The sequence below is a fragment of the Mycetocola zhujimingii genome (assembly GCF_003065425.1).
GTDB classification, from domain to species: Bacteria; Actinomycetota; Actinomycetes; order Actinomycetales; family Microbacteriaceae; genus Mycetocola_A; species Mycetocola_A zhujimingii.
In genome coordinates, this window is sequence record NZ_CP026949.1 from 804,173 (window position 1) to 829,452 (window position 25,280).

The window sequence follows — 25,280 nt, forward strand, 5'->3', positions numbered from 1 at the left end:
CTGGACGCGATGTTTCCCCGAGTAACCGCGATCCTTGTTGTGCACGATGGCACCGGCCCCAACGGCTCGAGCCACCTGCAGGACACGCTTGATGCCCTTGCAGCCCAGACCAGACAGCCTGACGCGATCGTCGCCGTTGCGTGTTCGTCGCCCGCCTCCGTCAAGGAAGCCCTCGAACAGGCCGGCGTCGACCGGATCGTCGAGGCCGATGCCCGGCTCAACTTTGCGCAGGCGCTCGCCGAGGGCGCGAGGGTTATTCCGCAGGCTGGCGGTGAGGACGAGTTCCTCTGGCTGCTCGCGCAAGACACCGCCCCGGCGCCTGACGCCCTCGCTCGGCTCGTCGGAGCGCTCGAGGTCGCTCCCTCCGTGGCTGCCGCCGGGCCCAAGGTCATGGACGCCAGGGACGGCGCGACAATCGTCTCTCTTGGTCAGGCGCTCACTCCGCTCGGTGCAACTGTGTCGCTCGTCGGAGAGGAGCTCGACCAGGGCCAGCATGACTCCATCTCCGACGTGCTCGGCGTCGCCCCGGCAGGAATGCTCGTTCGCCATGCCGTCTGGGAAGAGGTGGGCGGGTTCGATACGTCCTTCGGCTCAACAGACGATGCTCTCGACTTCTGCGTGCGGGTTCGCCTGGCCGGACACCGCGTTGTTGTCGTCCCGACGGCTGTAGTCTTCACCGGCGGTGACGGGATCGCCGGGCCATCCAGGTCGCGTCGTGCCAGCGCATACCGCAAGAGGGTGCGACAGGCGCGGGGCGCGCAGTTGTACCGCAGGCTCGTCTACGCGCCTGCCGCGCTCGTGTTGCTGCACTGGCTCTCGCTGGTTCCGCTCGGCCTCGTACGCAGCGTGTGGCGCGTTGCGACCAAGAACCCCGGTCTCGTCGGTGGCGAGTTCGCTGCTGCATTCCAGGTCGCCTTCAGCCCGGTTCGGGTCGTGCGAGCCAGACGAAACCTGCGGGGTGCCAAGACGATCGGCTGGTCGGCGATCTCGCCGCTCCGTATCCCCTTCGCCGAGGTGAGACGCAGGCGCCTGCTCAGGCGTGAGGCCGGTGCTCCCGTCTACACGGTCGAGCGCAGTGAGCTTCGCTTCTTTACCGGCGGTGGCGGATGGGTCGTCATCGCGTCAGCGCTTGCCAGCGTCGGGCTCTTCTTCTCGCTCCTGGCCACGCCGGCCGTCGAAGGCGGTGGGATGCTGCCCCTGTCGGCATCCGTTGCCGAGCTGTGGCAGAACATCGGTTTCGGCTGGCGCGATATCAGCATCGGCTTCACCGGAGCTGCCGACCCGTTCTCCGTGGTCATGGCCCTGCTTGGAACAGTTACGTTCTGGGACCCGTCGTACGCCCTCGTGCTCCTCACCCTCCTGGCGCTTCCGCTCGCAACTCTCGGCGGCTGGTTCGCTGCGACCAGGCTCACCGAGTCGAGCGGCTATCGGATTGCCGGTGCCGTTCTCTGGACGGTCGCACCGCCATTCCTCACCGCGCTGATCGAGGGTCGTCCCGGTGCGATTCTCGTCCACCTTCTGTTGCCGTGGCTGTTCTACGCCGGATGCGTCGCCGCGAGATCGTGGGCGGCATCCGCCGTTGCGTCCATGCTGCTTGCCATGACCGTGGCCGCCGCCCCGTCACTCGCTCCCGCATTCCTCATCATCTGGGTGCTCGCCCTCTGTGTCAGCGGCCGGCACATCGCGAGGATCGTCTGGCTGATCATCCCGACGGCTGCACTCTTCGCACCACTGATCTGGCAGCAGGGCATCGTGCGTGGCCGCTGGCTGCTGCTCCTTGCGGATCCCGGAGCCGTACTGGCTTCCGCGCCGACAACGGGCTGGCAGCTGGCTCTCGGGTTGCCGGGAGGGAATCCCGCGTGGGATTCGATCACGACAGCCATGGGAATCTCGGGTCTGCCCGCTCACCTTGTCGTTCCTGTCCTGCTCGCGCCCATCGCTGCGATGGCGCTCGTCGCACTCTTCCTGCCGGGGAGCGCCCGGGCTGCCGTGTTGCTTTTCGTCGGCCTGCTTGGACTGGCCACAGCAGTGGGAGCTACCCACCTCGAGATCTCGCTTCACGGCGCGTCCGCTGCGAGCATCTGGGCTGGGTCTGGCCTGAGCCTTTACTGGCTCGGCCTGACCGGTGCGGCCGTTGTCGGCTTCGACAGTATGCGCAGGGCGGCTGCCGTTCCTGCGCTCGTCGTCTCCACGCTCGCACTCGTCGTCGCCGTCCCCATCGCCGCGATGCTCCCGCTCGGGCACGGCGCGATTGTCGCGAGCGACGGGCGCACGCTCCCGGCGTATGTCGCAGCGGCTGCGGCTACCGATCCCTCGCTCGGCACACTCATCGTTACTCCGCAGCCGGACGGTGGAATCTCGGCGCGCATCGTGCGGGGCGCTGGTGACACCCTCGACAACCAGTCGACGATCCTCACAACGGGCGAGAATCTGACGAGCAACGACGAGAAGGTCACCGTACTCGCGGGGAACCTCGTCTCCCAGGGCGGCTTTGATCCCGCTCCGACGCTCGCCGCCCTCGACGTGAAGTACGTTCTTCTCCCGCCCGCCGTGATCGAGTCGGGCGAGCAGGTCAGCCCTGAAGCGACAACGACCACGAGCCGCGCGTCTGCCGCCCTCGACAGCAGTCCTGTGCTCGCGCACATCGGACCGACCGACCGCGGAACCCTCTGGCGGTTCGACGGCGAAACCAGTGGCTCTGCCGCTGTCGGTCCCGTCTCCATCTTCTCCACGCCGGTGCTGATCGGCTGGGCGGTCATCTTCGGATTCGCCCTGCTGCTCTCGGTCCCTACCGCCGCCCCGCGCCGCGCCGCCGAGGAGTCCCCCCGGACCGTCGGCCGACGAGAGGTGCGTGAGCCCAGCCGAAGGCTCACCCGGGCAGAACGAGCACAGCGCAAGGCCGATGCCGAAGCCGAGGCGAGCCTCGCCGCGGGCATCGCGTCCGAGGCGGAAGCCGAGGAGAAGCGTGAAGCAGCTGAGGCCGCCAAAGCCGCCGGCTCGCACGCTGCGCCAGATGCGCCGGTGGAAACCGACGCGCCGACGGGCGTAGATGCGCCGACGGAAACGGACACACCGGGCGAGGGTGACGGACAGGCCGAGACGGGCCAGCAGCCGGCCGGCACCGGTCCTGACGCCGGAGCATCCGCAGGCACAGAGGCGGATGCTCAGACCGCACCGCACGCAACACCAGCGAGCGAAAGCGAGTACAGCCATGGCCGCTAATCGAACCAGGGCAGCCGTGAGCGGGCGCGTCATCGCCGGCGTCATCGGCATCGCGATCGCTGGCGTCTCGGTCTTCGCCGTCGGCACCCTCGATGTGCCGCGCGTGACGGCCGCTGTACCGAGTGCCGTCATCACGCCGACGGCCGCCGATCAGGCGCGAGTGTGCTCGGGACCATTACTCCAGCTCGCCGGTGACGGGTCGTCAAGCGCTGCGTCGTTCGGCGCTGCGGAACTCACCGTCGGCGCTGAATCCGGCTCCGAGCCGGCTCTGATGCCCATTGCCGCCCCCGGCAACGTGTCGGGGGATGCGTTCGGATCGCCCACTGTGGTGAGTGTGCCGAGCGGGACGGGTGCCGACACGGCACCCCTGCTCGCTGCGGCTCAGTCGCAGTCGGCCGCATTCGACGAGCTGGCTGGCTTCGCTGCGGGCTCCTGCACCGAGGCAAGCGCCGAAAGCTGGCTCGTCGGCGGCTCGACCGATGTCGGACGCACCAGCGTCATTGCCCTCACCAACCCGACCCGCGCAGACGCCATCGTCGACCTCACGATCTACGGCGAAAGCGGCGTTGTTGACGCTCCCGGCTCCCAGGGAGTGATCGTCAAGGGCGGCGAGCAGAAGCTCCTGTCGCTTGCGGCGTTCGCACCGAACCTGATCACCCCGATTGTGCACATCGAGAGCAGGGGAGGGCAGGTCGCTGCCGCTATCCAGCACAGTGTCATCCGCGGGCTCACCCCCAGCGGTGTCGAGTATGTCGCCCCGACGGCGCCCGCTGCCACACGCCAGGTACTGAGCGGCGTCGTGCTTCCGGCGACCCCACCCCTCGTTTCCGATGAGGACTACGACGACAACAGCCCCGCCATTCGAATCATGGCCCTTGGCACCGAGGCAGCGCGCGTTTCTGTGACATTCACCAGCGAGCAGGGTGCGCCAGCGCCAGACCCCCTCGAGTACGACCTCGAACCCGGCGTGGCGACCGAGGTCAGCCTCAGTGGCCTGGCCGCAGGCAGCTACACGATCGACATCCAGGCCAGCCAGCCGGTGGTCGCCGGTGCCCGTACCTCGATCGCCGTGGGCGAGTCCAGCGACTTCGCCTGGTTCCAGGCCTCGACGGCCCTGCCTGACACCGTCATGATCGCGGTTCCCGCTGGAGACGCCCCGGTACTGCACCTGGCCAACCCCGGAGCCGACACGCTTAACGTCGAACTCCGCTCGGCCAGCGGTACCCTGACCGCAACGGTCCCCGGCGCGTCGTCGGCAGCGATCCCTGTAGCGCCAGGAACCTCGTACGAGGTCACCGGCGTCGACGGTGCGTTCGCCCAGCTGAGCATCGAGACAGCAACAGGATTCAGCGCCTTTGCCGTTCAGCCGGCCAACCCATCGGCGACGCCGGTGACGGTCTACCCGCGCTGATCAAGGGCGGGGCCGGACGGCTCCGCGGCGCGGGTCAGAAGTGGAAACGGTCGGGGCCGAGATCCCAGGGGTCCTTGCCGATCAGCTCGGCCGTCGCCCGGAAAACACAGCTCTCGATCATCATCCGCTGGTGCAGCTCATCGTCGCGGTGCAGCTTGCTCAGGCGCTGGATGGGCAAGCGGTACAGGACCACCCGCCGCTCGGACGGGCTGGTCCACCAGCGAGCAACGCCGTCGGTGTCCTGGCTGCCCGCCGGCATCGAGCCGACCTCGAAACGCACGTCCGCGAGTTCCTCCGGCCAGGTCGCGCGCAAAAAATCGGCTGCGGCGGCGACCGTCATATCGAACGTGTCGATGCGGTTCTTGAGCGGCGGCAGGTGGGGCCCCGTCGCCGCGCTTCGCCCGGCCCTGCCGTGCCTGTCGTGCCTCACCGCTCGCCGCTCAAAGGTGCTGCTTCGTGAACCGCGTCGTGCCATGCAGCCATCCTATTCGCCGGTGAGATCGGCGAGGTGACCTCTGGCGCCTTCCAGCGGATGTATCGTGAATGGAATGTTGGACAGGCCATGTACCAAAGTCGGATGCTCGCGCGAAGCGGTCTCGACGCTCACTTACGATTACGGCGATTCGATGGCTGTCGTCGGGCCGCTCAGCCTCGCCCGGGAGCCGCATACCTACGACCTTTGCTCGTTCCACGCCGAGCGGATGAGTGTCCCGCAGGGCTGGCAGGTCGTCAGGCACCAGGTGCTGAATAACAGCTAGCTCACCGGGTTTGTTCACGCCGGGTCTGCGAGAATGGAGGAATGACGTTTTCTTCGCCCGCAGCATCCGCTACCGCTCTTCCTTTCAAGGTCCGTGACCTTTCTCTTGCAGAGGCGGGCCGCCACCAGATCCGCCTCGCCGAGAACGAGATGCCGGGACTCATGGCCCTTCGCGCCGAATTCGGCGAATCGCAGCCGCTCGCTGGAGCCCGCATCGCCGGTTCGCTGCACATGACCGTGCAGACCGCCGTGCTCATCGAGACGCTCGTGGCCCTCGGCGCGCAGGTGCGCTGGGCGAGCTGCAACATCTTCTCCACCCAGGACGAGGCTGCAGCGGCGATCGCCGTCGGCCCGACCGGAACCGTCGACGCGCCCGCCGGCGCCCCGATCTTCGCCTGGAAGGGCGAGACACTCGAGGAGTACTGGGAGTGCGCCGAGCAGATCTTCGACTGGACGGCCGAAGCGGCAGCAGCCGGTGCCGACTGGACCGGCCCGAACATGATCCTCGACGACGGTGGAGACGCCACGTTGCTCGTGCACAACGGACGCAGCTACGAGCTCGCGGGTGCGGTACCAGAGACCGCTGACGACGAAAGCCACGAGGGCCGCGTTGTCCTCGACCTGCTGCGCCGTTCGCTCGCCACGTCCACCGATCGCTGGACGAAGATCGCCGAGGAGATCCAGGGCGTCACCGAGGAGACCACCACCGGCGTTCACCGCCTGTACGAGCTGTTCAGGAACAACGAGCTGCGCTTCCCGGCGATCAACGTCAACGACTCGGTCACCAAGAGCAAGTTCGACAACAAATACGGCATCCGCCACTCGCTGCCCGACGGCCTCAACCGCGCCACCGACGTCCTCATCGGCGGCAAGGTCGCGTTCGTGGTCGGTTACGGCGACGTCGGCAAGGGCGCGGCCGAAGCGCTGCGCGGCCAGGGTGCACGGGTGATCGTGAGTGAGGTCGACCCGATCTGCGCGCTGCAGGCCGCGATGGACGGATACCAGGTCGCCAAGCTGGAGAGCGTTGTCGACCAGGTCGACATCTTCGTCTCCGGCACCGGAAACCTCAACGTCATCACGACCGAGCACATGCTGAACATGAAGCACCTCGCGATCGTCGCCAACGTCGGGCACTTCGACAACGAGATCGACATGGCCGGACTCGAGAAGATCGAGGGCGCCGAGCGCGTCGAGATCAAGCCGCAGGTGCACGAGTGGCGCCTGCCGAACGGCCGATCGATCCTCGTGCTCAGCGAGGGGCGCCTGATGAACCTCGGCAACGCCACCGGGCACCCGTCGTTCGTCATGAGCAACTCGTTCACCAACCAGGTGCTCGCGCAGATCGAGCTCTACGCGCACCGCGAGAACTACCCGGTCGGCGTGTACGTGCTGCCGAAGCACCTCGACGAGAAGGTCGCGCGCCTCCACCTCGACGCACTCGGGGTCGAGCTCACTCGACTCAGCGAGGAGCAGGCGGCGTACATCGGAGTGTCGGTGGATGGTCCGTACAAGGTGGACCACTACCGCTACTAGGTCTTACCTGTGAGCGACGGCGTCGCCTGGCTTCGGCCGGGCGGCGCCGTTTGCGTGGGGCCGCGGTTCGTCCGTCACGGATGTCTGGCTTCTGTGCCGGTTGTCGGCATTCGCGACGGATGAGCCGGTCGGCAGTTCGCGACAGGAGTTTCGTCCGTCGCTCCTGCCGGTTTTCGGCCTCGTTCGTCGGCATTCGCGGCGGACGAAGCGGGACGCGCCGAGGCGAATCGCTACCTCTCGGGGAACCCGTGCGGGCGGCCTGTGAGCACGGGCGTGAGCGCTCCGAGCCTCTCTTGCTCAAGCATGTGCGCGGCGTACTCCCTGTCGCGGCGCACAGCGGCGACCGCGTAGAGGAAGAGCACGGGGTCCGTGTCGGGAACGGGGGAGACGAACGCCGCGGCCTCTGCAGCCAGGTTCTGACCCAGGCGTGCGCGGGTCTCCGGCGTGAGCTTGTCGACCTGGTCGAGGAACTGGGCGATCCTCCGTGACAGGCGGTCAGGCATCCGCCCGACGTCGGCGATGGTTGCCCAGCCTTGCAGCGCCGGCGGAACGCCGTACACCGAGTGTTCAGCCCTTGGCACCCGCTCCTGCTGCGCGTAGGTACCCGCGAGAAGATCGCCGAGCCGTTTCGAGCGCGCGGAGAGCAGGCCGGTGATCGCTGCGACGCCGCCGAGGGTCATGTAGATCTCGAAGAACCCGACGAGAGCGCGGATGAAGGCGTGCCGGAAGCCCGTGGCCCCGCCGTCGTCGCGGACGATGCGCGCGCCGATCGCGAGCTTGCCAAGGGAGCGTCCGTGGCTCAGCGTCTCGATCGTTGTGGGCAGCACGACGGTCGAGAACGCGATGATCGCCGTGGAGAACGCTGCCGTCGCGGACTGGTCGATGACCCCCTGGACGGCGAAGACGAACAGGAGCCAGAGGAGTCCTGCCGCGACGAGGACCGAGACGAGGAAGTCGATGATGGCGCCGGCGGCGCGCAGGATGAAGCTCGCTGACTGCACGTCGAGGGCGACGGCTTCGCCGGTGATCAGGAGCGAAGAGTCCGACAGATCCGACATCTGCGTGCCGGAGGAGTCAGTCATGAATAGTATCTAATCAGATGGATCTCGACGCCTACAGTGCTGCGCACCGAAATGAATGGGACCGCCTCGACTCGCTCGCGTCGAAGCGGTCGTTGTCGGGCGCGGAAGCCGATGAGCTCATCGATCGTTATCAGGCCGGGGCGACGCAGCTTTCTGCGATCAAAACGACAGCGGGATCCACCAGGCAGGGCGACCGGCTGAGTGTCACCCTGTCGAAGGCGCGACTGCGTTTCACCTCGGCGTCGACGAACGTGCTCAGCCAGCTGCCACGGTTCTTCGTGCTCCAGTTACCCGCTGCGCTCTACCGGCTGCGCTGGCTGACGCTCGCCGTTGCGCTCGCAACCGTCGCCGTCGCTGCGCTCTGGGCCGCGTGGGTGCTGAACGACCCGCAGGTGCTCGCCAACCTCGGTGACACTGAAGAGTTGCGCCAGGTCGCCGAGGAAGACTTCGCCAACTACTACTCAGACAACCCAGCGGCATCGTTCGCCGGGCAGGTCTGGACGAACAACGCGTGGATCGCGGCGCAGTGCATCGCGTTCGGAATCACGGGAATCTGGGTGCCGTACGTCATCCTGCAGAACGCCCAGAACCTCGGGCTCAACGCCGCGGTGCTCTTCAGCTTCGGCCACGGTGACACCTTCTTTCTCTACATCGCGCCGCACGGCATGCTCGAGCTGACAGCCATCTTCGTCGCCGCCGCGGGTGGACTGCGGATCTTCTGGGCGTGGGTGGCGCCGGGCAATCGCACCAGGGCGCAGGCACTCGCCGAAGACGCCCGTGCCCTGTTCACCGTGGCGATCGGCCTCGTTTTCGTCCTTCTCGTTGCGGGCATCCTCGAGGGATTCGTCACACCGCAGCCGTGGCCGTGGCCCGTGAAGATCGGGCTCGGCGCTCTCGCCCTCGCCGCGTTCCTCTTCTACATGCTCGTGATCGGGCGCCGTGCCTACCGAGCAGGGGAGACCGGCGACCTCGTTGCCTTCGAAGCCGGGGCACGGCGGATCTACGCGAACTAGCGCCGCGCACCCTCGCGTGCCGGGGCATCCGCCTGTGTCGTCGCCTGCTCGCTGCGAACAGCATCCGTTGGCCGGTTCTTTAGTTCTCCGACCAGCACGGCGGCCACGCCGGCGCCGCACAGCGCGAAGCCCACGAGCGTGAGGGCTGTCAGCGGCTCGCCGAGCATCAGGAAGCCAGCGACCGCCGTCGTCGGGGCGACGAGGAACAGCAGGGCGTTGAGTGCCGTGATGCCGACTCTCCGAAGCAACCACCAGTACAGGCCGTAAGCGGCCAGCGTGGGGAAGATCGCCATCAGAACGATCTGGAGCCAGAACATCGGTGAGGCCGGGGGCAGCAGTGTTCCTGTGCCTGCAGCGAGGATGAGGGATGCGACGGCCGTCACTGTCACGTGGATGGTCATCGTGGTGAGCACGGGAAGCTGGACCGTCGCGCGCCGGTCCAGGAAGGTGGCTCCGACGAGGCAGACCATGGCGAGAGCCGGCAGGAGCCAGGCGAGGGGAGGGGCGTCAGAGCCCGTCATCTGGGTCTGGACGACGAGCAGCACCCCGAGCGCGCCGAGGATGAGTCCTCCCCACTGGCCGAGCCGCACCCGCAGCCCGAGCAGCGGTCCCACCAGCGTCGCAACGATGAGCGGCTGAACGGCGTCGATCAGGGCGGTTGTTCCTGCGGTGATACCGCTGGCGACTGACGCATAGACGAACACGCAGTACCCGAACTGGGCGAACAGGCCGACGAGCGCCTGGTGGCCGATGTCGGCGGCAGAGACGCCGCGAAAGAGTTTCCGGCTCCACGCAAGGATGACCAGGAGGAGCGCGACGGGGACGAATCGCCAGGCGAGCACCGTGGCCGGAGCGACGTCGACGGTTGCCATCGCCGCGATGACGAACCCCGAGCTCCAGGACACGACGAATCCCGCGGCACCCAGCACGGTGACCACCGCTCCCAGTACACCGACCTGTTTACTCATTCGGTCGACTATACAGGACGGTATAGTAAGCCGCATGACGGTCACGCTGATGGAACAACCCTCGCTGACGCCGGCCGCGCGCCGGATTCTTGACGCTGCGTCTGATCTGTTCTATGAGCGCGGCATCCATGCCGTCGGCGTTGACACGATCGCCGCGGCAGCCGGTGTGACGAAAAAGACGCTGTACGACAGGTTCGGGTCGAAAGAGGCGCTCGTGGTGTCGTATCTCCAGCACAGGGATGCCCGCTGGCGAGAGCACCTCGCTGCCTGTCTTGCGTGTACGCCTGAGCCAGGAATCGAGCGTGTTCTCGGCGTCTTCGACGCAGCAATCTCCTGGTCTACCGCGAACAGCCCCAAGGGATGCAGCGCGATCAACGCGCGCGCAGAACTCGATGACAGCCAGGGTGGGGCGGTGTTCCCCGAGGTGTCCGGGGAGAAAGTCTGGCAGCTCGGGTTGTTCACCGAGCTGTGCCGCGACGCGCGAGTTCCTGACCCAGACCGTATGGCGCAGAAGCTCATGCTCCTCTACGAAGGGGCGATCGTCACCATCGGTATGGGAACGTTCGGCAGCCCGTTCGAACTCGCCCGCGATGTGGCTCGGGCACTGCTGGAACCGCGCCAGGTGGACGTTACAGCCGCCCAGCAGCCTTGAGCGCGATGTACCGGTCAGCGAGGGCCGGCGGCAGCTCCTCGGGGGAGGCCGTCACCACCTCGGCGCCAAGCTGGCGCACGGCAGCAGACACACGCGCGACGTCGAGAAGAGCCCGCTCGGCTGCCGCAGCCAGATAGATCTCGTCGCGGTTGCCCCTGGTTTGGCTCGCTTCGAGCGCAAAGGGATCGGTGACGGATGCCACGACGACCGTGTGGCGCGCCGTTAACTGTGGCAGAACCGAGAGCAGCCCCGTCGACGCCCCCGGCGCATCGATCGAGGTCAGAAGAACGACGAGGGAGCGCTGGGTGGTGATGGTGCGCACCTGGCCTGGCACCGCCTTCCAGTCCATTTCGAGCAGCTCGGGATCGATCCCCGCCATGGTGTCGACGAGCTTCGACAGGAGGTCGGCCCCTGTCGCCCCCTGCACGCGCCCGCGGACGCGCCTGTCGTACGCGACGAAGTCGACCCGGTCACCCGCCCGGGTGGCGAGTGCCGCGAGCAGCAGTGAGGCTTCGAATGCCGTGTCGATTCGCGGCTCGTCGGCCACCCGCACCGCCGAGGTCCTGCCGGTGTCGAGAACGATCACCACGCGCCGGTCGCGTTCGGGTCGCCACGTGCGCACAACGACATCGCGCCTTCGAGCCGTAGCGCGCCAGTCGATCGATCGCACATCGTCACCGCGCACATACTCGCGCAGCGAATCGAACTCGGTTCCCTGGCCGCGGACCATGACGCTCGTCGCACCGTCGAGTTCACGCAGTCGCGCCAGCCGCGATGGGAGGTGCTTGCGGGCATGGAACGGCGGGAGCACGCGAATCCGGCCGGGCGAGGAAAGTGTCGCCTGGCGGGCCGCAAGCCCCAGGGGTCCCCGCGAACGCACGGTGACCTGCTCGACCCGTCGTTCTCCGCGACGCGAAGGGGTGAGTTGCACCGTGATGAGCCGCCGTTCGCCGGGGGGAATGGTGACCTTCGCGCGGTTCGTCGCGGGTCCCGCTGACGGCTGCCAGGCATCCCGCACCGTGGCCCTGAGCGTACGTCGGCCCCGGTTCGTGAGGTAGAGCTCACTCGTGACGCTCTCGCCCAGGCGGGTGCGTGAGGGCAGGGACCTCGAGGTCGAAACCTGGCGGGGGGATGCCGCGAGCACGAGATCGATGACGGCCGCGAGCAGGCAGAACACCAGCCACAGCCCGAGCACCACACCCGGTTCGCCGGTAATCGAGCCGAGCACGATCACCGGAACGACGCCCAGTGCGACGAGCGCGACGAACCTCCCCGAGATGGTCATTTAGATCGGGACCTGCACCTGCGTGAGGATCGAGCGCAGGATGGCGTCGGATGCGACACCCTCGAGCTCTGCCTCCGGCCGGAGCTGGAGCCGGTGCCGCCAGACCGGAAGCACCATGGCCTGCACGTGGTCGGGGGTGACCGAGGGATAACCGCTGAGCCAGGCCCATGCCTTCGCCGCAGCGAGCAGCGCCGTTGTTCCACGGGGGCTCACGCCCATCCGCACGCTCGGACTCTGCCGGGTCGCCCGTGCGAGGTCGACGACGTAGCCGAGCACGTCGGCAGACACCCCGGTGGCAGCAGCGGCACGCTGGGCATCGGCGAGATCGTCGGCGCCGAGCACGGCGGTGACGCCGGCGGCGGAGAGGTCGCGCGGGTTGAAACCGGCGGCGTGTCGGCGAAGAACCTCGACCTCGAGTTCGCGCTCGGGGATGTCGAGGACGAGTTTCAGCAGGAACCTGTCGAGCTGGGCCTCCGGCAGCGTGTAGGTGCCCTCGTACTCGATCGGGTTCATGGTGGCGGCGACCATGAACGGGGTGGGGAGCGGCTGGGTGACCCCGTCGACGCTCACCTGGCGCTCTTCCATCGACTCGAGCAGCGATGACTGGGTTTTCGGGGGAGTCCTGTTGATCTCGTCAGCGAGGAGGATGTTCGTGAAGACGGGGCCGCGGCGGAACTCGAACTCGCCGCCCTTCGCGTCGTAGATGAGTGATCCTGTAACGTCACCTGGCATCAGGTCCGGCGTGAACTGCACGCGCTTCGTGTCGAGGTCGAGCGCGGAACTCACCGTGCGGACGAGCAGCGTTTTCGCGACGCCAGGGACGCCTTCGAGCAGAACATGGCCCTTCGCCAGCAGCGCGATGATGAGACCGGTAACCGCCGCCTCCTGCCCGACAACGCTCTTGGCGACCTCGCGCCGCACCTGAACGAGTTTCTCCCTGAGCTCGGCGACCCGCGCCGGCTCGCCCTGCGTCGGCGTGCCGTCGCCCGCGAGGGGATACGGGTTCGGTGGCACCGGAGCACCCTCGTGCTCGATGCGGGGCTGCTGCGGGTACTGGTGGCCCTCGACTGGCTGCTGCTGTGACATCTGAGTTCTGCTTCCGGTTTCGAGTGGGGATCTGTCGGAATGGCGGCGGCACGATCGCCGCCTCCACGTTACGACGGGCGGGCGGGTGGTCGCGGGCTCACGGCGGCAGCCGTTGCCCGCTCGAGTTCAGCAAGAGCATCGGAGATCGCGACAACGTCACGCTCCGAGGTCGGCACGGTGTCGACGAGGATGCCGCGGACCTGGTCGCGAGGACGCGAGAGCAGCGTCGCAGCGGCATCCGCCACCTCGTACACCGTCGCGTGCCTGGAGAGGCCGAGTACCCCGCCGAGGCGCGCCGTTGCACCCATCCTCAGCGCATCGACCGCGCGCGTCCGTGCAGACACGCGCTGGTACAGCCGCGCCCTGCCCTCGAGCGTTTCACCGGCGGGCACCGTCACAGGGAGGTCCTCAGCGACGAGCGGACCGAACCGGCGCCCGCGCCAGAACATGGCGACCAGCGCCGTGATCGCGAGGAGAGACGTGGTGGGAACGAGCCAGATCGGGGTCAGTTCGGCGATATTGGGCGGGCCGGATGTTTCGACGTCGGCAATAGTGGGCAGGTACCAGACGAGCCGCTCGGTCTCGCCGAGCAACCCGAGCGCGAGGGCGGCATTGCCGTTCTCGATCACCCTGTCATTGCTGAGCAGGTCGACAGGTCCAACGAGGGTCAGCGTTCCGTTCTCGGTCGGCAACTGGACCACGCCGAAACCGTCGGTGTCGGCGGGGAAGCAGCCGACGGCATCCGATTCGCCGGTGATCCGGAACGTGGCGCCGGCACTGATGCTCCCCGCCCGTTCGGCCGCGGGAACGTCACACTCCGCCGTCAACGCGATCGACTCGTCGCTCACGCCCGCGGCGAACACGCCGGGAGAGACCGACTGGAGCTGGGTGAAGGTGGGGCCGAGCATCACTACCGAATCCGCGGTGCTGACGAGATCGAACAGCCGCGCGTCGGAGAGGTAACCGGACGGGTCGAAGACGGCGAGGGTGGTGCCGGCCTGGTCGGACTCCGCTATCGCCTCACCGAACGACTCCGGAAGCAGCACGTCGACACCCTGGCTTCGCAGGACCTCGGCGGTGGCTTTCGCCCCGGTTGGCGCCGCGTTCGCCGGGTCGAGTTCGATTCCACTCGATGTGCCGCCCCGCGTGAGCATGAGCGTGGCGACGACGACGGCCGAAACCAGGGCGACCCCGATCCAGAACACCGAGCGCCTGAGCACTGTGCGGGCGAGGGGCGTCGTCACCTGATCGCCGACGGATGCCGCGGCGTGCGCTGTGCGCTCCTTCAGGTCGTTGGCCGTCACGCGTGGCTCTCCTCGCTGACGGCCTCAAGCCGGGCCGGCGTGCGCGCGTCGAGTTCGTCGTCGAGTGCCGCGAGGTGCCGGTACTCTTCCGCGGTGCCCTCCGCGCCGAGATAACGGACGCCGTCAAACATCCGTGCGGCGTCGGCGAGCCGGAGGCGCGCGTCGGGAAAGGCGTCGGCGGCTCGCTCGGCGAAGTCGTGTGCTGTTGTGCCGGGTGAGACGAAGACCACGGTGCGCTCGGTGAGGCTCCTGGCGATGGCCCTGAACCGGTCCCGGATGGCGGCCGTCCAGTCGCCTGCCGCAGCTGACCGGTCCGACGCCTCCCGCAATTCGTCGGCAGATCGGGTGTCATCGTCACCGAACAGGCCGCTCAACGCTGTGCTTCTGCGGTTGAGTCGCGGGACGCCCCAGACCAGGAGGGCAACGACGATCGCGAGAATGACGGCGGCGACGATGGCGACAGGGACCCAGTCGGTCGGTACTGACTCTCCGGGCTGGAACAGGCGCCCGAGCCAGTCGAAAAACTGTTGCGAGAGCCGGTCGAAGAGGTTGGGTTGCGCCGCCGCATACTCAGGTTTGCTCAACTCTTCGATGAGCCAGTCCCGTGCCTCGGGCGCTGACGGATCGACGGGCACATCAGCCGTCAGATGCGGGATCTCGGCGAACCGGCCCGCGGCCACCGTGAGCCCGCCTAGGCCCACGGCGATCCCGAACCGGTCCCTGCCTGCGCCTGGGGCGGGTTTGTGCCGACGAGATAGGGGTCTTCGACCGTGTGATCGCCCGTCTGCCGCGCCTCGACGAACCGGATGAGCTCGAGATCGAGCCCTTCCTTGCGCATCCGAAGGTCGACATAGATGAGGGCGATCGCCGCAGACGAGACGACAGAGGTGATCGAACCGATCAGGAGCGAGAGGACGATCATGACCACGTAGAGCAGGATCGGACCGATCCAGCTCTCCGCCGACGTGCCGGTCGGGTCGATCGCCGAGACGGCCATGATGTAGAGGAAGCTGATCGGGCTGATGACGATCTGCGACACGGTGCCGACGATGAAGGCGATGAGGTACTGCACGCCGAGGGTACGCCAGAAGTAGCCGTCGGTGAGGCGCCAGGACCGCCGGATCGCGGCGACCATCGTCGCCCGCTCGAGCACGATGATGCTCGGAACTATCGACAGCTTGATGCTCACCCACACCCCGACAACGACGAGGGCAATAGCGGCGAGGATCGCGAGGATGATGCCGGCTGCGACGAACCCGCCGCCGAGGACGACGAGGAGCCAGACGATCCCGACGATGACAGCGACGACGGCCAGGACCGCTCCGGTTGCGACGAGGACCCAGAGCAACAGGCTGCCAAGGCGGGGCCAGGTTGCCTTCCACACGGCCTTGAGCGTGAGCTTCTCGCCGAGGGTTGCGCGCGCGACCTCGGTGACAATTACGCCCTGAAGGAACACTGTTCCGACGAGGGTGATGAGGAACGGGACGAGGGAACCGATGATGATGCCGGCAATCCCGCCAGCGGCGACAGCATCCTGGTCCTCGGGCGCAGCGGCGGTGATGCGCGAGATGAAGAAGAAGGTGATCACGCCGATGACGAGAAGGCTGATGATGACGGTGACGGCCTGCACGAGGAGCGCGCTGCCGAACGTTGCCTTCGGGTTGCGCTTGAGGGCAAGGAACGGCGCGGAGAGCAGGGTGCCGAATCCCAGGGGGCGAAGCGGGATCAGCCCCGGTTTGGGGGGAGGGGTCCACCCGGGCTGCGCGAACTGCGGTGCACCGTACGGATTCTGGCCGTACCCCGGCTGGGCCGGCGCCTGGCCGTATGGGTTCTGGCCGTAGGGCGACTGGCCGTACTGATTGCCCTGGCCAGAGCCGTTTGGAGGGTATCCGTTGGGATCGTAACCATTGGGGTTGTGAGCATTGGGGTTGTACCCGTTTGGCGCGGCTGGCTGCTGCGGCTGCGCGGGCTGCTGGGGCTGGCCGTATGGGGGCGCCGGCTGTTGCTCGGCGGGAGGCGGAGTGACCCGCTCGCCGTAGCGTGGAGGCTCCTCAGGCTGCCCCGGCGCTTGCCAATTCTGGTCGTTAGTCACTCAGCGGCCCCTCCGTCGCGAAAACATGCCGTGCTCATCGTGGCACATCTGATCGGCGCGCCGCGAACCATACTCCGATCGGCCGAAATCCGTGCAAAACGCAAAGTCCCCGGCCGGAGCCAGTAATCTGTTCGAGTACCCATGGCTGTCGTCCCCCCGCGTCAGCCGAAGAAACGAGAACGAGGCGTATGAACGCACGGATCCTGGTTGTCGACGACGACACAGCACTGGCCGAGATGATCGGCATTGTGCTGCGAACCGAAGGGTTTGAGCCCCACTTCTGCGCCGACGGCAGTGGCGCCGTTGCCGCTTTCCACGAGGTCAAGCCCGACCTTGTGCTTCTTGACCTGATGCTTCCCGGCATCGACGGCATCGAGGTATGTACCCGCATCCGCTCTGAATCCGGCGTGCCGATCATCATGCTGACGGCGAAAACCGACACCGCCGATGTGGTCAAGGGACTGGAGTCCGGCGCTGACGACTACATGGTGAAGCCGTTCAACCCCAAAGAACTCGTCGCTCGAATCCGGACCCGTCTCAGGCCGACCCCCCAGCAGGCGCAGGACACCCTGCAGATCGGTGACCTCGTCGTCGACGTCGCCGGACACGAAGTGCGCCGCGGCGATGTGCCCATCAACCTCACCCCCCTCGAGTTCGACCTGCTGCTCACACTGGCATCCAAGCCGCAACAGGTCTTCACCCGCGAGATGCTTCTCGAGCAGGTGTGGGGCTATCACTACAAGGCCGACACCCGCCTCGTCAATGTGCACGTCCAGAGGCTCAGGGCAAAGGTCGAGTTCGATCCGGATAACCCACGCATCGTCATGACTGTTCGCGGCGTCGGCTATCGCGCCGGCTCCGGTGCCGTCTAGAGCGCTTCATGGTGTTCAGCCGGGAAACTGACGAGCAGGGCCAGGGCCATTCGGGAGTGAACACCGGTGTCGCAGGTGCCAGGTTCGCCAATTGGAGAACCTGGCCATCGCGGGTGGCAAGGTCGTGGCGTCGATCGCTGCAGTTCCGCACGGTCATTGTGACGCTCGGTCTCTCCCTGGCTGCGGTGCTGATCTCCAGCGTGTACATGTCGCTCTCCATCGGCAACGACCTCTTTTCCTCCCGTGTCGACCAGGTCCAGCAGGACTCCTTCCGCGCGACGACAGCGGCTCAGAACATCCTCGATTCGTCGAGCGACCAGGACCGTGCCGGCATCCAGGAACTGATGAGCGCGGCACGCACCGAGATCGCCAGGACGTCGAGCTCGACGCTCATCGCCGGTTACCGGACCCCCGGCCAGCAGGCGAGCGCAGCGGCCCCGCAGGATTTCGAGAGCCCGCAGCTGAACGGCGTCATCAGCGACGCGCTCAGGGCGAGCGTGCAGAAGAACCCCGACGAACAGTGGTGGCAGTCAGTGTCGCTCCCGACGTCCGACGGTGGGACGGCGCCGGGAATCGTCGTCGGCACCGAGATCACTCTGCCGGAGGGCAGCAGGTACGAAATCTATATCGGATACAACCTCAGCGACACCGAAGAGACGCTGCTCTTTGTCCAGCGCACCCTGATCATCGGTGGACTCGCGCAGTTGCTGCTGCTCGGGTCGGTGGTGTGGGTTGTCGTTCGGCTGGTGGCCAACCCGATCCGGGTCGCGGCTGAGACCAGCCAGCAGCTCGCAGCGGGAGAGCTCGAAGTCCGCATCCCGGAGAGGGGCGAGGACGAACTGGCCACGCTCGCCCAGTCATTCAACGCGATGGCGGACAGCCTCCAGCTCCAGATCAAGGAACTCGCTGACCTGTCGCAGGTGCAGCAGCGATTCGTCTCCGACGTCTCGCACGAGCTTCGAACGCCGCTGACAACGATCCGCCTCGCTGGAGACGTGCTGTACGACCAGCGCGAAACCTTCCCTCCCGCTATGGCCCGCACCACCGAGCTGCTGCACACCCAGACCCAGAGGTTCGAGATTCTTCTCGCCGACCTGCTCGAGATCTCGAGGTACGACGCCGGTTCCGTGCAACTGGAAATCGAACCATCCAGCCTCGTGCATCTCGCCGAAGATTCGATCGATGGCGTTGCCACGCTCGCCGAGCAAAAAGGGTCGGAGATCCGTCTCGTCGCTCCCGGCGGATATTCGCCCGTCGAAATGGACCCGCGGCGCATCCGGAGAGTCGTCCGCAACCTGCTCGGCAACGCCATCGAACACGGTGAGGGGCGCCCGATCATCGTCACCGTCGACAGCAACGAGCGAGCCGTTGCGCTCACGGTACGCGACTACGGGCTCGGGATGACCGAGGCGGAGGCCGAACGCGTCTTTGACCGGTTCTGGCGCGCAGACCCCTCCCGCAAACGGACGATCGGCGGAACGGGCCTCGGCCTCGCTATCGCTCTCGAAGATGCTCAGCTTCACGGCGGTACCCTTGACCTGTGGTCGCGCGTTGGCAAGGGATCCTGCTTCCGCCTGACCCTGCCAAGGGTGAGTGGTGGCAGCTTCACCGTCTCGCCCCTCCCGCTCCCGCCCGATGACGCCGAAGGTCCTGTCCCCGTGAATACACTGCCGACGACGGATGCCGATGACACGGCTCCAGGGGAGCGGTCATGAGGAGCGGGCGGTTGGGTACGAGGCTCGCGGCGGCACTGGCGCTCTCTCTCGCCGCGCTGCTCTCCGGCTGCGCGGGCATCCCACAGTCCGGCGCTCCGCAAATCGGACAGGTCGTGCCTGCCGACGGAGATCCCGAGGTCGAGTTCCTCGCTGTCGGACCCGAGAAAGACGCGACCCAGGAGCAGATCGTCCGCGGCTTCATCGACGCCGCCTCCAGCCCGCGCGACGACTACGCCACGGCGCGCGAATACCTCTCGCCGTCCATCCGGTCCGAGTGGAACCCCGATGCGAGCGTCCTGGTGGACCTCGCCAACCAGCGCGTCTTCGCTCCGGTCGATGAGCTGAACATGCTGGTGACTCTTGAGCCTGTGGCATCCGTCGACGAGGCGGGAGAGTTCACGGAGTTCACTGACCCGGAAACCACAAGCAGTGTGTACTCACTCGTACAGATCGACGGTCAGTGGCGGATCAACTCGGCGCCGGATGGCGTCGTGCTCGACGAGCAGAAGTTCAGCGAGGTGTTCAACCCGTATTCGCTGAGCTTCTTCGACCCGACCTGGACGCACCTCGTGCCGGACCTGCGCTGGTTCCCGTCGCGGGCATCTACCGGAACACAGATCGTCGCTGCCCTCCTTGCCGGGCCGAGCGAATGGCTGAACGGTGCCGTCAGTTCCGCCTTCCCCGAAGGGATCAAGCTGACCAGCAATGCGGTGCCCGTTGTGAACGACGTGGCGCAGGTCGACCTCACCAGCGATGCGTTTGACGCCGACGAGGTCACGCTGCAGCGGATGCAGGCCCAGCTGTCTGCGAGCCTCTCCGGCGTTTCCACCATCACGTCGGTGAGTATCGCGGTTGACGGAAACGTGCAGAACATCCCGGCTCTCACGCTCGCCGCGACTCGCGTCGACCCGCGCGCGCTCGCGCTGACCGAGGAGGGTTTCGGGTTCCTCGGGGGAGGAACCGTCGAGCAGATCCCGGGACTCAGCCCGCAGATCGAAGCCCTCGGGGCGACAGCAGCCGTGGTCAACCAGAACTACTCGCTCGCCGCGGTGCTCAATGCAGACGGCGTGTATGCCGTGCGCCAGTCGCAGGAAACCGGACTGAGAGTAGACGCTCGTCCCGGGTTGATCGCGCCGTCACTTGACAGGTTCGGGTTCCTCTGGACCGTGCCAGAGGACGAGCCGGGAGCGCTGCTCGCGGCCAGGGCCGACGGGTCACAGTCCTCGATCGCATCCAGCTGGCCTGACGCGTCGAGCATCCAGTCGATTCAGGTGTCGCGTGATGGAACGCGGGTACTCGCGCTCGTTCACACGGTGGGCCTGCCTCGCCTGCTCGTCGCCGGAATCACGCGTTCCGCTGACGGCACACCGGTCAGCCTCGGTGAGCCCCTCGGGTTCGCGGTCGGCGCCGGGGTCGGACTGTCGGCGACCTGGGTTGACGACGTCACTGTCGCGTCGCTCGTCGGAGCGTCTGACGGGAGGGGCGAAGTCGTGACCCAGGTGATCGGCGGGGAGTCTGGAACGCTCGCCACGGTCGACGACGCCGTGCAGATCGTCGGTGGCAACACGGCACGGCAGCTCCGCGCCCTCTCCTCGACCGGAAGCGTCCAGGTGCTTCGAACATCGGTCTGGCAGACGACGTCCAAGGGTGTTTTCTTCCTCGCCACCCAGCTGGGCAGCCCGGGCTAGTCCTCACCCGCTCGCCCCAACGCTCACGCTCTCCACGTCTCCGCCGCTGCCCTGTCAGTCAGCGGCAGACCGGGGCATGCTCGTCGGATGAATCACAGCGGGCACGCAGGCTCAGGGGCAGGCGCGGCCGCTGTGCGCGCGGCCTTTCGCGAAGCGATCGGACTTCTCCTGCCTGTCGCGTGTGTCGCATGCGGTGAGCCCGACAGTGCGCTCTGCCCCGCGTGTGTTTCCCGCATCGGCGAGCCGCCGGTGGTGCCTGACATCGTGGATGCGTTCCCGGTGTGGGCCGGCGCCGAATACGACGGTGTGGTGAGGCGCGCGATTCTCGCGCTCAAGAACGACCAGCGAACAGACGTCGCAGTTGCGCTCTCCCACGTGTTCAGGCGGGCGTTGGATGCAGCTCTTGCCGAACTTCCGCAGCGTGTCGGCACTGTCACTGACCTGAGGCTCGCCACCCTGCCGTCCAGCAGGGCCGCCTACCGGCGACGGGGATACCGGCCGGTGGACAGGGTGCTCAGAAAGGGAGGACTTGCAGCGGAACATCCGCTCAGGCTGGTTCGACAGCCCCACGACCAGGTCGGCCTCGGTCGAGCCGGTCGGCAGCGCAATCTTGGAGGGTCCCTTCTGGCCTCAGAACGGGTCGCGGGAGGGAGTTTCCTCGTCGTCGACGATGTCGTCACGACGGGTGCAACGCTCAGGGAAGCACGCCGGGCACTCGACTCCGCCGGTGCACGAACTGTCGGGGCTGTGGTCATCGCGGCAACGCCGCTGCGAATCTTAGCAACGCGCCAACCACACAGTTTGCCGAGTGACTTCTTACCCGGCGCGGACTAGCGTTGGGTCTAAAGGCGCGAAAGGACCGCCCATGATTATGCGGCGGTTCGCGCAGATCTGGGAGGTTGACGTGGAAATTAACATTGTCGGACAAGGCCTGGGACTCACTGATCGCTTCCGCGATTACGTCGAGGAAAAATCAGAGAAAGTGGCCCACCTGTCAGACCGTGCCCTCGCATTCGAGGTCAAGGTCAGCCGTCACCATGACAAGAGTGGCAAGGCCGGAGACGACCGGGTTGAGCTGATGCTCATCGGTCCAGGCCCGCTCGTGAGGGCTGAGGCGTCGGGCTCAGACAAGTACGTTGCCTTTGATCTGGCAATGGGAAAGTTACTCGAACAGGTGCGCCGGGCCAAGGACCGGAAGAAAGTGCTGCGAGGGAAACGGCGAACGTCGTTGTCAACCGCGAGCGCGGAGGGCTTCAGCGGCATCGACCTCCAGCCCGCTGACCCCGAGGTCATCGAGCGGGTCGCGACAGGAGTCCTGACCACGGTGGATGACACCGACAGCGAATCTGAGGAGGAGTACTCGCCTGTGGTCATTCGCGAAAAAGTGTTCCCGGCCGAATTCATGACCGTCGACGAGGCGGTCGACAGGATGGAGCTGGTCGGGCATCCGTTCTTCCTCTTCGTCGACGCGAAAAACGACAGGCCGAGCGTTGTGTACCGGCGCAAGGGCTGGGACTACGGAGTCATCGGTCTCGATGACGAGGCGGCCGAATCGAAGAAGCGGGCATAACCGGCAACGGATGCCATGAGGCATGTCACGAGCGGGTGTCGGAGCGATCCGGCACCCGCTCATGAGTTTGCGGTGTTTTGGCCGCTCTTATCAGGGCGCTCTCACCGGACTGGACGCTAACATGGTTACCGTTGTCGACTGACGTTGATTACCGTGCACACGGCACGGTGGCGCGATACTCGCGTGCCCTAGATAAAAGTGGAGTGCAATTCGTGGCCTCAGTACTAGAGAGGGTTCTTCGCGTTGGCGAGGGCCGGATCCTCAAGAAGCTCGAAAACCTGACCAAAGCTGTTAACTCGCTCGAGCCGAACTTCGCGGACCTCACCGATGAGGAACTTCGTAATGAAACGACCGAGCTGCGCGCCCGGTTCGACAAGGGTGAAACCCTCGACGACCTGCTTCCCGAGGCGTTCGCCGCCGTGCGCGAGGCGGGAAAGCGGACCATCGGCCTGAGGCACTTCGACGTGCAGATCATGGGTGGAGCGGCTCTTCACCTCGGCAACATCGCCGAGATGAAGACCGGTGAGGGCAAGACGCTCGTCGCCACGCTCCCCGCGTACCTGAACGCCATTGCGGGCAAGGGTGTTCACATCGTCACGGTGAACGATTACCTCGCGACCTACCAGTCTGAGCTCATGGGCCGGGTGTTCCGTGCCCTCGGCATGACCACCGGTGTCATCGTCGCCGGGCAGACCCCCGCCGAGCGGCGTGAGCAGTATCTCTGCGACGTGACCTACGGAACAAACAACGAGTTTGGCTTCGACTACCTCCGCGACAATATGGCGTGGCAGTCGAAGGACCTCGTTCAGCGTGGTCACTACTTCGCCATTGTCGACGAGGTGGACTCGATCCTCATCGACGAGGCGCGGACGCCGCTCATCATCTCCGGTCCATCGTCAGGCGAAGCGAATCGCTGGTTCAACGAGTTTGCGCGGCTGGCCAAGATCCTCGTCGAGGGCGAGGACTACGAGGTCGACGAAAAGAAGCGCACCGTCGGTGTGCTCGAACCAGGCATCGAAAAGGTCGAGGACTACCTCGGCATCGACAACCTCTACGAGTCCGCAAACACGCCACTGATTTCGTTCCTCAACAACTCGCTCAAGGCGAACGCGCTGTTCAAGAAGGACAAGGATTACGTCGTCATGAACGGCGAAGTCATGATCGTCGATGAGCACACCGGCCGCATTCTCATGGGCCGCCGTTACAACGAGGGAATCCACCAGGCGATCGAGGCGAAAGAGGGCGTTCAGGTCAAGGCCGAGAACCAGACCCTGGCAACGGTCACGCTGCAGAACTACTTCCGCCTGTACTCGAAGCTCTCCGGCATGACCGGTACCGCCGAGACCGAGGCCGCTGAGTTCGTCTCGACCTACAAGCTGGGCGTCGTTCCGATTCCGCCGAACAAGCCCATGCGCCGGATCGACCAGCCGGACCTCGTGTACAAAAACGAGGAGACGAAGTTCGCGCAGGTCGTGGAAGACATCGCCGAGCGCCACGAGAAGGGCCAGCCCGTCCTCGTCGGAACGACCAGCGTCGAGAAGAGCGAATACCTCTCTCGCCTGCTCGCGAAGAAGGGCATCAGGCACGAAGTTCTCAACGCGAAGAACCACGCGCGAGAGGCCGCCATCGTCGCCCAGGCCGGCCGGCTCGGCTCGGTGACCGTCGCGACGAACATGGCCGGTCGTGGAACCGACATCATGCTCGGTGGAAACGCCGAGTTCCTTGCTGTTCAGGAGATGAACCAGAAGGGTCTCAGCCCGAGCGATACTCCTGAGGAGTACGAGGCGGCCTGGGATGACGTGTTCACCGCCGTCAAGCAAAAGGTCCAGGAGGAAGCGGACAAGGTCATCGAGGCCGGCGGGCTCTATGTGCTCGGCACCGAGCGTCACGAGTCCCGCCGTATCGACAACCAGCTCAGGGGCCGGTCGGGCCGTCAGGGCGACCCGGGCGAGAGCAGGTTCTACCTGTCGCTCACTGATGACCTGATGCGCCTGTTCAACTCCGGCGCCGCTGAGGCCCTCATGGGCCGCGGCGGGGTTCCCGACGACATGGCCATCGAGTCCAAGGTCGTCAGCCGCGCGATCCGGAGCGCACAGTCACAGGTCGAGGCGCGCAACGCCGAGATCCGCAAGAACGTGCTCAAGTACGACGATGTCCTCAACCGTCAGCGCGAGGCCATCTACGCTGACCGCCGCCACATCCTCGAGGGCGACGACCTGCACGAGCGTACGCAGAAGTTCCTCGAAGACGTCATCACTGAGGTGCTCGATGTGCACGTCGGCGAGGGCAACGGGGACGACTGGGACTTTGACGCACTCTGGGTCGACCTCAAGACGCTGTACCCGATCAGCCTGACCATCGACGAGGTTATCGCTGAGGCCGGACAGAAGGGCAAGATCAACCGCGAGTTCATGCGTCGTGAGATCCTGTCGGATGCCAAGCTCGCCTACGCACGGCGTGAGGAACAGCTCGGCTCACCGGCGATGCGCGAACTCGAGCGGCGCGTTGTGCTCCAGGTCATCGACCGTCGCTGGCGCGATCACCTGTACGAGATGGACTACCTCAAGGACGGCATCGGCCTGCGCGCGATGGCCCAGCGCGACCCCCTGGTCGAGTACCAGCGCGAGGGCTTCAGCATGTTCCAGCAGATGATGGGGCAGATTCGCGAAGAGAGCGTCGGCTACCTGTTCAACCTCGAGGTCGAAGTCACCAAGGGTGCGAGCGAGGAAGTCACCTCCGTTGAGGCCAAGGGACTCACGCGGCCGGACGACGAGGACGAGAACCTCAGCTACTCCGCCGCGACCGAGACCGGTGACGTCGAGGTCCGCAACCAGAAGGGCCAGGTGGAGAAGGCGGCAACGGCTCGCGCCAGGCAGGCGACAGCCGCCCGGACAGCACAGCCGGAGGCCGCAGCGCCGGTCGCGACAGCCGAGCGTGGAGCGTTCGGTCAGAGGGGCCAGGTCACTCCACCCGTCGGCGGCAACCGCGCCGACCGCCGGTCTCAGGGCAAGAAGAAGTAGCAGCGGCACA

At 66.4% G+C, this 25,280-nt stretch carries 20 protein-coding genes; 12 read left to right on the plus strand and 8 right to left on the minus strand.

All coding sequences use genetic code 11. The features are described from left to right. Positions 1 to 9 precede the first annotated feature (9 nt). Both C3E77_RS03720 and C3E77_RS03725 read left to right on the plus strand, forming a co-directional pair. Positions 10 to 3,222 carry a glycosyltransferase gene (locus tag C3E77_RS03720; RefSeq protein ID WP_108390400.1) on the plus strand — a complete coding sequence of 1,071 codons (3,213 nt, stop codon included), beginning with the start codon at positions 10 to 12 and terminating at the stop codon, positions 3,220 to 3,222. Next, a complete protein-coding gene (locus C3E77_RS03725) occupies positions 3,212 to 4,633 on the plus strand; it encodes a DUF5719 family protein (RefSeq protein ID WP_162924904.1) in 1,422 nt (473 codons plus the stop codon). The genes C3E77_RS03720 and C3E77_RS03725 overlap by 11 nt, the downstream gene beginning before the upstream one ends. Before the next feature lie 34 nt (positions 4,634 to 4,667). On the opposite strand, the gene C3E77_RS03730 is transcribed toward C3E77_RS03725, so the two are convergent. Continuing rightward, positions 4,668 to 5,108 carry a metallopeptidase family protein gene (locus tag C3E77_RS03730; protein WP_108390402.1) on the minus strand — a complete coding sequence of 147 codons (441 nt, stop codon included), beginning with the start codon at positions 5,106 to 5,108 and terminating at the stop codon, positions 4,668 to 4,670. A gap of 73 nt (positions 5,109 to 5,181) precedes the next feature. Here C3E77_RS03730 and C3E77_RS03735 point away from each other — a divergent pair, with 73 nt between their 5' ends. After that, entirely contained in the window at positions 5,182 to 5,391 is a 210-nt protein-coding gene (locus C3E77_RS03735; protein ID WP_108390403.1) for a DUF3499 family protein, read from the plus strand. Positions 5,392 to 5,432: 41 nt separating this feature from the next. Continuing rightward, positions 5,433 to 6,923 (plus strand): adenosylhomocysteinase, encoded by a 1,491-nt coding sequence (gene ahcY, locus C3E77_RS03740; RefSeq protein WP_108390404.1) that lies wholly within the window; start codon positions 5,433 to 5,435, stop codon positions 6,921 to 6,923. 230 nt (positions 6,924 to 7,153) lie between these two features. Here the strand turns inward: ahcY and C3E77_RS03745 are convergent, their stop codons facing one another. Then, positions 7,154 to 8,005: an RDD family protein gene (locus C3E77_RS03745; RefSeq protein ID WP_234031282.1), complete on the minus strand. Its 852-nt coding sequence runs from the start codon at positions 8,003 to 8,005 to the stop codon at positions 7,154 to 7,156. 17 nt (positions 8,006 to 8,022) lie between these two features. Here C3E77_RS03745 and C3E77_RS03750 point away from each other — a divergent pair, with 17 nt between their 5' ends. Next, the gene (locus tag C3E77_RS03750; RefSeq protein WP_108390405.1) at positions 8,023 to 9,018 is read left to right on the plus strand and encodes a stage II sporulation protein M; all 996 of its coding nucleotides are present in this window, start codon (positions 8,023 to 8,025) and stop codon (positions 9,016 to 9,018) included. Here C3E77_RS03750 and C3E77_RS03755 read toward each other — a convergent pair. After that, positions 9,015 to 9,986 carry a DMT family transporter gene (locus C3E77_RS03755; protein ID WP_108390406.1) on the minus strand — a complete coding sequence of 324 codons (972 nt, stop codon included), beginning with the start codon at positions 9,984 to 9,986 and terminating at the stop codon, positions 9,015 to 9,017. The genes C3E77_RS03750 and C3E77_RS03755 overlap by 4 nt on opposite strands. A 34-nt stretch (positions 9,987 to 10,020) precedes the next feature. On the opposite strand from C3E77_RS03755, the gene C3E77_RS03760 reads away from it, so the two are divergent. Continuing rightward, the gene (locus C3E77_RS03760; protein ID WP_108390407.1) at positions 10,021 to 10,638 is read left to right on the plus strand and encodes a TetR/AcrR family transcriptional regulator; all 618 of its coding nucleotides are present in this window, start codon (positions 10,021 to 10,023) and stop codon (positions 10,636 to 10,638) included. Here C3E77_RS03760 and C3E77_RS03765 read toward each other — a convergent pair. The 5 genes from C3E77_RS03765 to C3E77_RS03785 all read right to left on the minus strand — a co-directional run bounded on the left by C3E77_RS03765 (position 10,616) and on the right by C3E77_RS03785 (position 16,405). Continuing rightward, complete coding sequence (locus C3E77_RS03765; RefSeq protein ID WP_108390408.1) at positions 10,616 to 11,923, minus strand: DUF58 domain-containing protein; 1,308 nt, start codon at positions 11,921 to 11,923, stop codon at positions 10,616 to 10,618. The genes C3E77_RS03760 and C3E77_RS03765 overlap by 23 nt on opposite strands. Beyond that, positions 11,924 to 13,009, minus strand: a complete 1,086-nt coding sequence (locus tag C3E77_RS03770) for an AAA family ATPase (RefSeq protein WP_108390409.1) — start codon at positions 13,007 to 13,009, stop codon at positions 11,924 to 11,926. 68 nt (positions 13,010 to 13,077) lie between these two features. Beyond that, positions 13,078 to 14,313: a DUF4350 domain-containing protein gene (locus C3E77_RS03775; protein ID WP_108390410.1), complete on the minus strand. Its 1,236-nt coding sequence runs from the start codon at positions 14,311 to 14,313 to the stop codon at positions 13,078 to 13,080. Next, complete coding sequence (locus tag C3E77_RS03780; RefSeq protein ID WP_198410457.1) at positions 14,310 to 14,993, minus strand: DUF4129 domain-containing protein; 684 nt, start codon at positions 14,991 to 14,993, stop codon at positions 14,310 to 14,312. The genes C3E77_RS03775 and C3E77_RS03780 overlap by 4 nt, the downstream gene beginning before the upstream one ends. An 11-nt stretch (positions 14,994 to 15,004) precedes the next feature. Beyond that, the gene (locus C3E77_RS03785; protein ID WP_108390411.1) at positions 15,005 to 16,405 is read right to left on the minus strand and encodes a DUF7847 domain-containing protein; all 1,401 of its coding nucleotides are present in this window, start codon (positions 16,403 to 16,405) and stop codon (positions 15,005 to 15,007) included. Between the two features lie 188 nt (positions 16,406 to 16,593). Between C3E77_RS03785 and mtrA the strand changes: the two genes are divergently transcribed. The 6 genes from mtrA (at position 16,594) to secA (ending at position 25,270) form a co-directional block, all read left to right on the plus strand. Beyond that, positions 16,594 to 17,277 (plus strand): MtrAB system response regulator MtrA, encoded by a 684-nt coding sequence (gene mtrA / locus C3E77_RS03790; RefSeq protein ID WP_108390412.1) that lies wholly within the window; start codon positions 16,594 to 16,596, stop codon positions 17,275 to 17,277. 113 nt (positions 17,278 to 17,390) lie between these two features. Beyond that, the gene (mtrB, locus tag C3E77_RS03795) at positions 17,391 to 18,992 is read left to right on the plus strand and encodes an MtrAB system histidine kinase MtrB (RefSeq protein WP_234031283.1); all 1,602 of its coding nucleotides are present in this window, start codon (positions 17,391 to 17,393) and stop codon (positions 18,990 to 18,992) included. Positions 18,993 to 19,003: 11 nt separating this feature from the next. Then, positions 19,004 to 20,680: an LpqB family beta-propeller domain-containing protein gene (locus tag C3E77_RS03800; protein WP_158270276.1), complete on the plus strand. Its 1,677-nt coding sequence runs from the start codon at positions 19,004 to 19,006 to the stop codon at positions 20,678 to 20,680. Between the two features lie 87 nt (positions 20,681 to 20,767). Further along, on the plus strand, positions 20,768 to 21,514 hold the full coding sequence (locus C3E77_RS03805) for a ComF family protein (protein ID WP_108390415.1): 747 nt from the start codon (positions 20,768 to 20,770) through the stop codon (positions 21,512 to 21,514). Between the two features lie 70 nt (positions 21,515 to 21,584). Continuing rightward, positions 21,585 to 22,250: a ribosome hibernation-promoting factor, HPF/YfiA family gene (hpf, locus tag C3E77_RS03810; RefSeq protein ID WP_108393022.1), complete on the plus strand. Its 666-nt coding sequence runs from the start codon at positions 21,585 to 21,587 to the stop codon at positions 22,248 to 22,250. Positions 22,251 to 22,462: 212 nt separating this feature from the next. Beyond that, the gene (gene secA / locus C3E77_RS03815; protein WP_108390416.1) at positions 22,463 to 25,270 is read left to right on the plus strand and encodes a preprotein translocase subunit SecA; all 2,808 of its coding nucleotides are present in this window, start codon (positions 22,463 to 22,465) and stop codon (positions 25,268 to 25,270) included. Positions 25,271 to 25,280 lie beyond the last annotated feature (10 nt).

Bases quoted from the DNA above. Each gene is read 5' to 3' on its own strand.
- C3E77_RS03720 (WP_108390400.1), top strand. From the start codon at position 10: ATGTTTCCCCGAGTAACCGCGATCCTTGTTGTGCACGATGGCACCGGC.
- C3E77_RS03725 (WP_162924904.1), top strand. From the start codon at position 3,212: ATGGCCGCTAATCGAACCAGGGCAGCCGTGAGCGGGCGCGTCATCGCC.
- C3E77_RS03730 (WP_108390402.1), bottom strand. From the start codon at position 5,108: ATGGCACGACGCGGTTCACGAAGCAGCACCTTTGAGCGGCGAGCGGTG.
- C3E77_RS03735 (WP_108390403.1), top strand. From the start codon at position 5,182: ATGTTGGACAGGCCATGTACCAAAGTCGGATGCTCGCGCGAAGCGGTC.
- ahcY (WP_108390404.1), top strand. From the start codon at position 5,433: ATGACGTTTTCTTCGCCCGCAGCATCCGCTACCGCTCTTCCTTTCAAG.
- C3E77_RS03745 (WP_234031282.1), bottom strand. From the start codon at position 8,005: ATGACTGACTCCTCCGGCACGCAGATGTCGGATCTGTCGGACTCTTCG.
- C3E77_RS03750 (WP_108390405.1), top strand. From the start codon at position 8,023: ATGGATCTCGACGCCTACAGTGCTGCGCACCGAAATGAATGGGACCGC.
- C3E77_RS03755 (WP_108390406.1), bottom strand. From the start codon at position 9,986: ATGAGTAAACAGGTCGGTGTACTGGGAGCGGTGGTCACCGTGCTGGGT.
- C3E77_RS03760 (WP_108390407.1), top strand. From the start codon at position 10,021: ATGACGGTCACGCTGATGGAACAACCCTCGCTGACGCCGGCCGCGCGC.
- C3E77_RS03765 (WP_108390408.1), bottom strand. From the start codon at position 11,923: ATGACCATCTCGGGGAGGTTCGTCGCGCTCGTCGCACTGGGCGTCGTT.
- C3E77_RS03770 (WP_108390409.1), bottom strand. From the start codon at position 13,009: ATGTCACAGCAGCAGCCAGTCGAGGGCCACCAGTACCCGCAGCAGCCC.
- mtrA (WP_108390412.1), top strand. From the start codon at position 16,594: ATGAACGCACGGATCCTGGTTGTCGACGACGACACAGCACTGGCCGAG.
- C3E77_RS03805 (WP_108390415.1), top strand. From the start codon at position 20,768: ATGAATCACAGCGGGCACGCAGGCTCAGGGGCAGGCGCGGCCGCTGTG.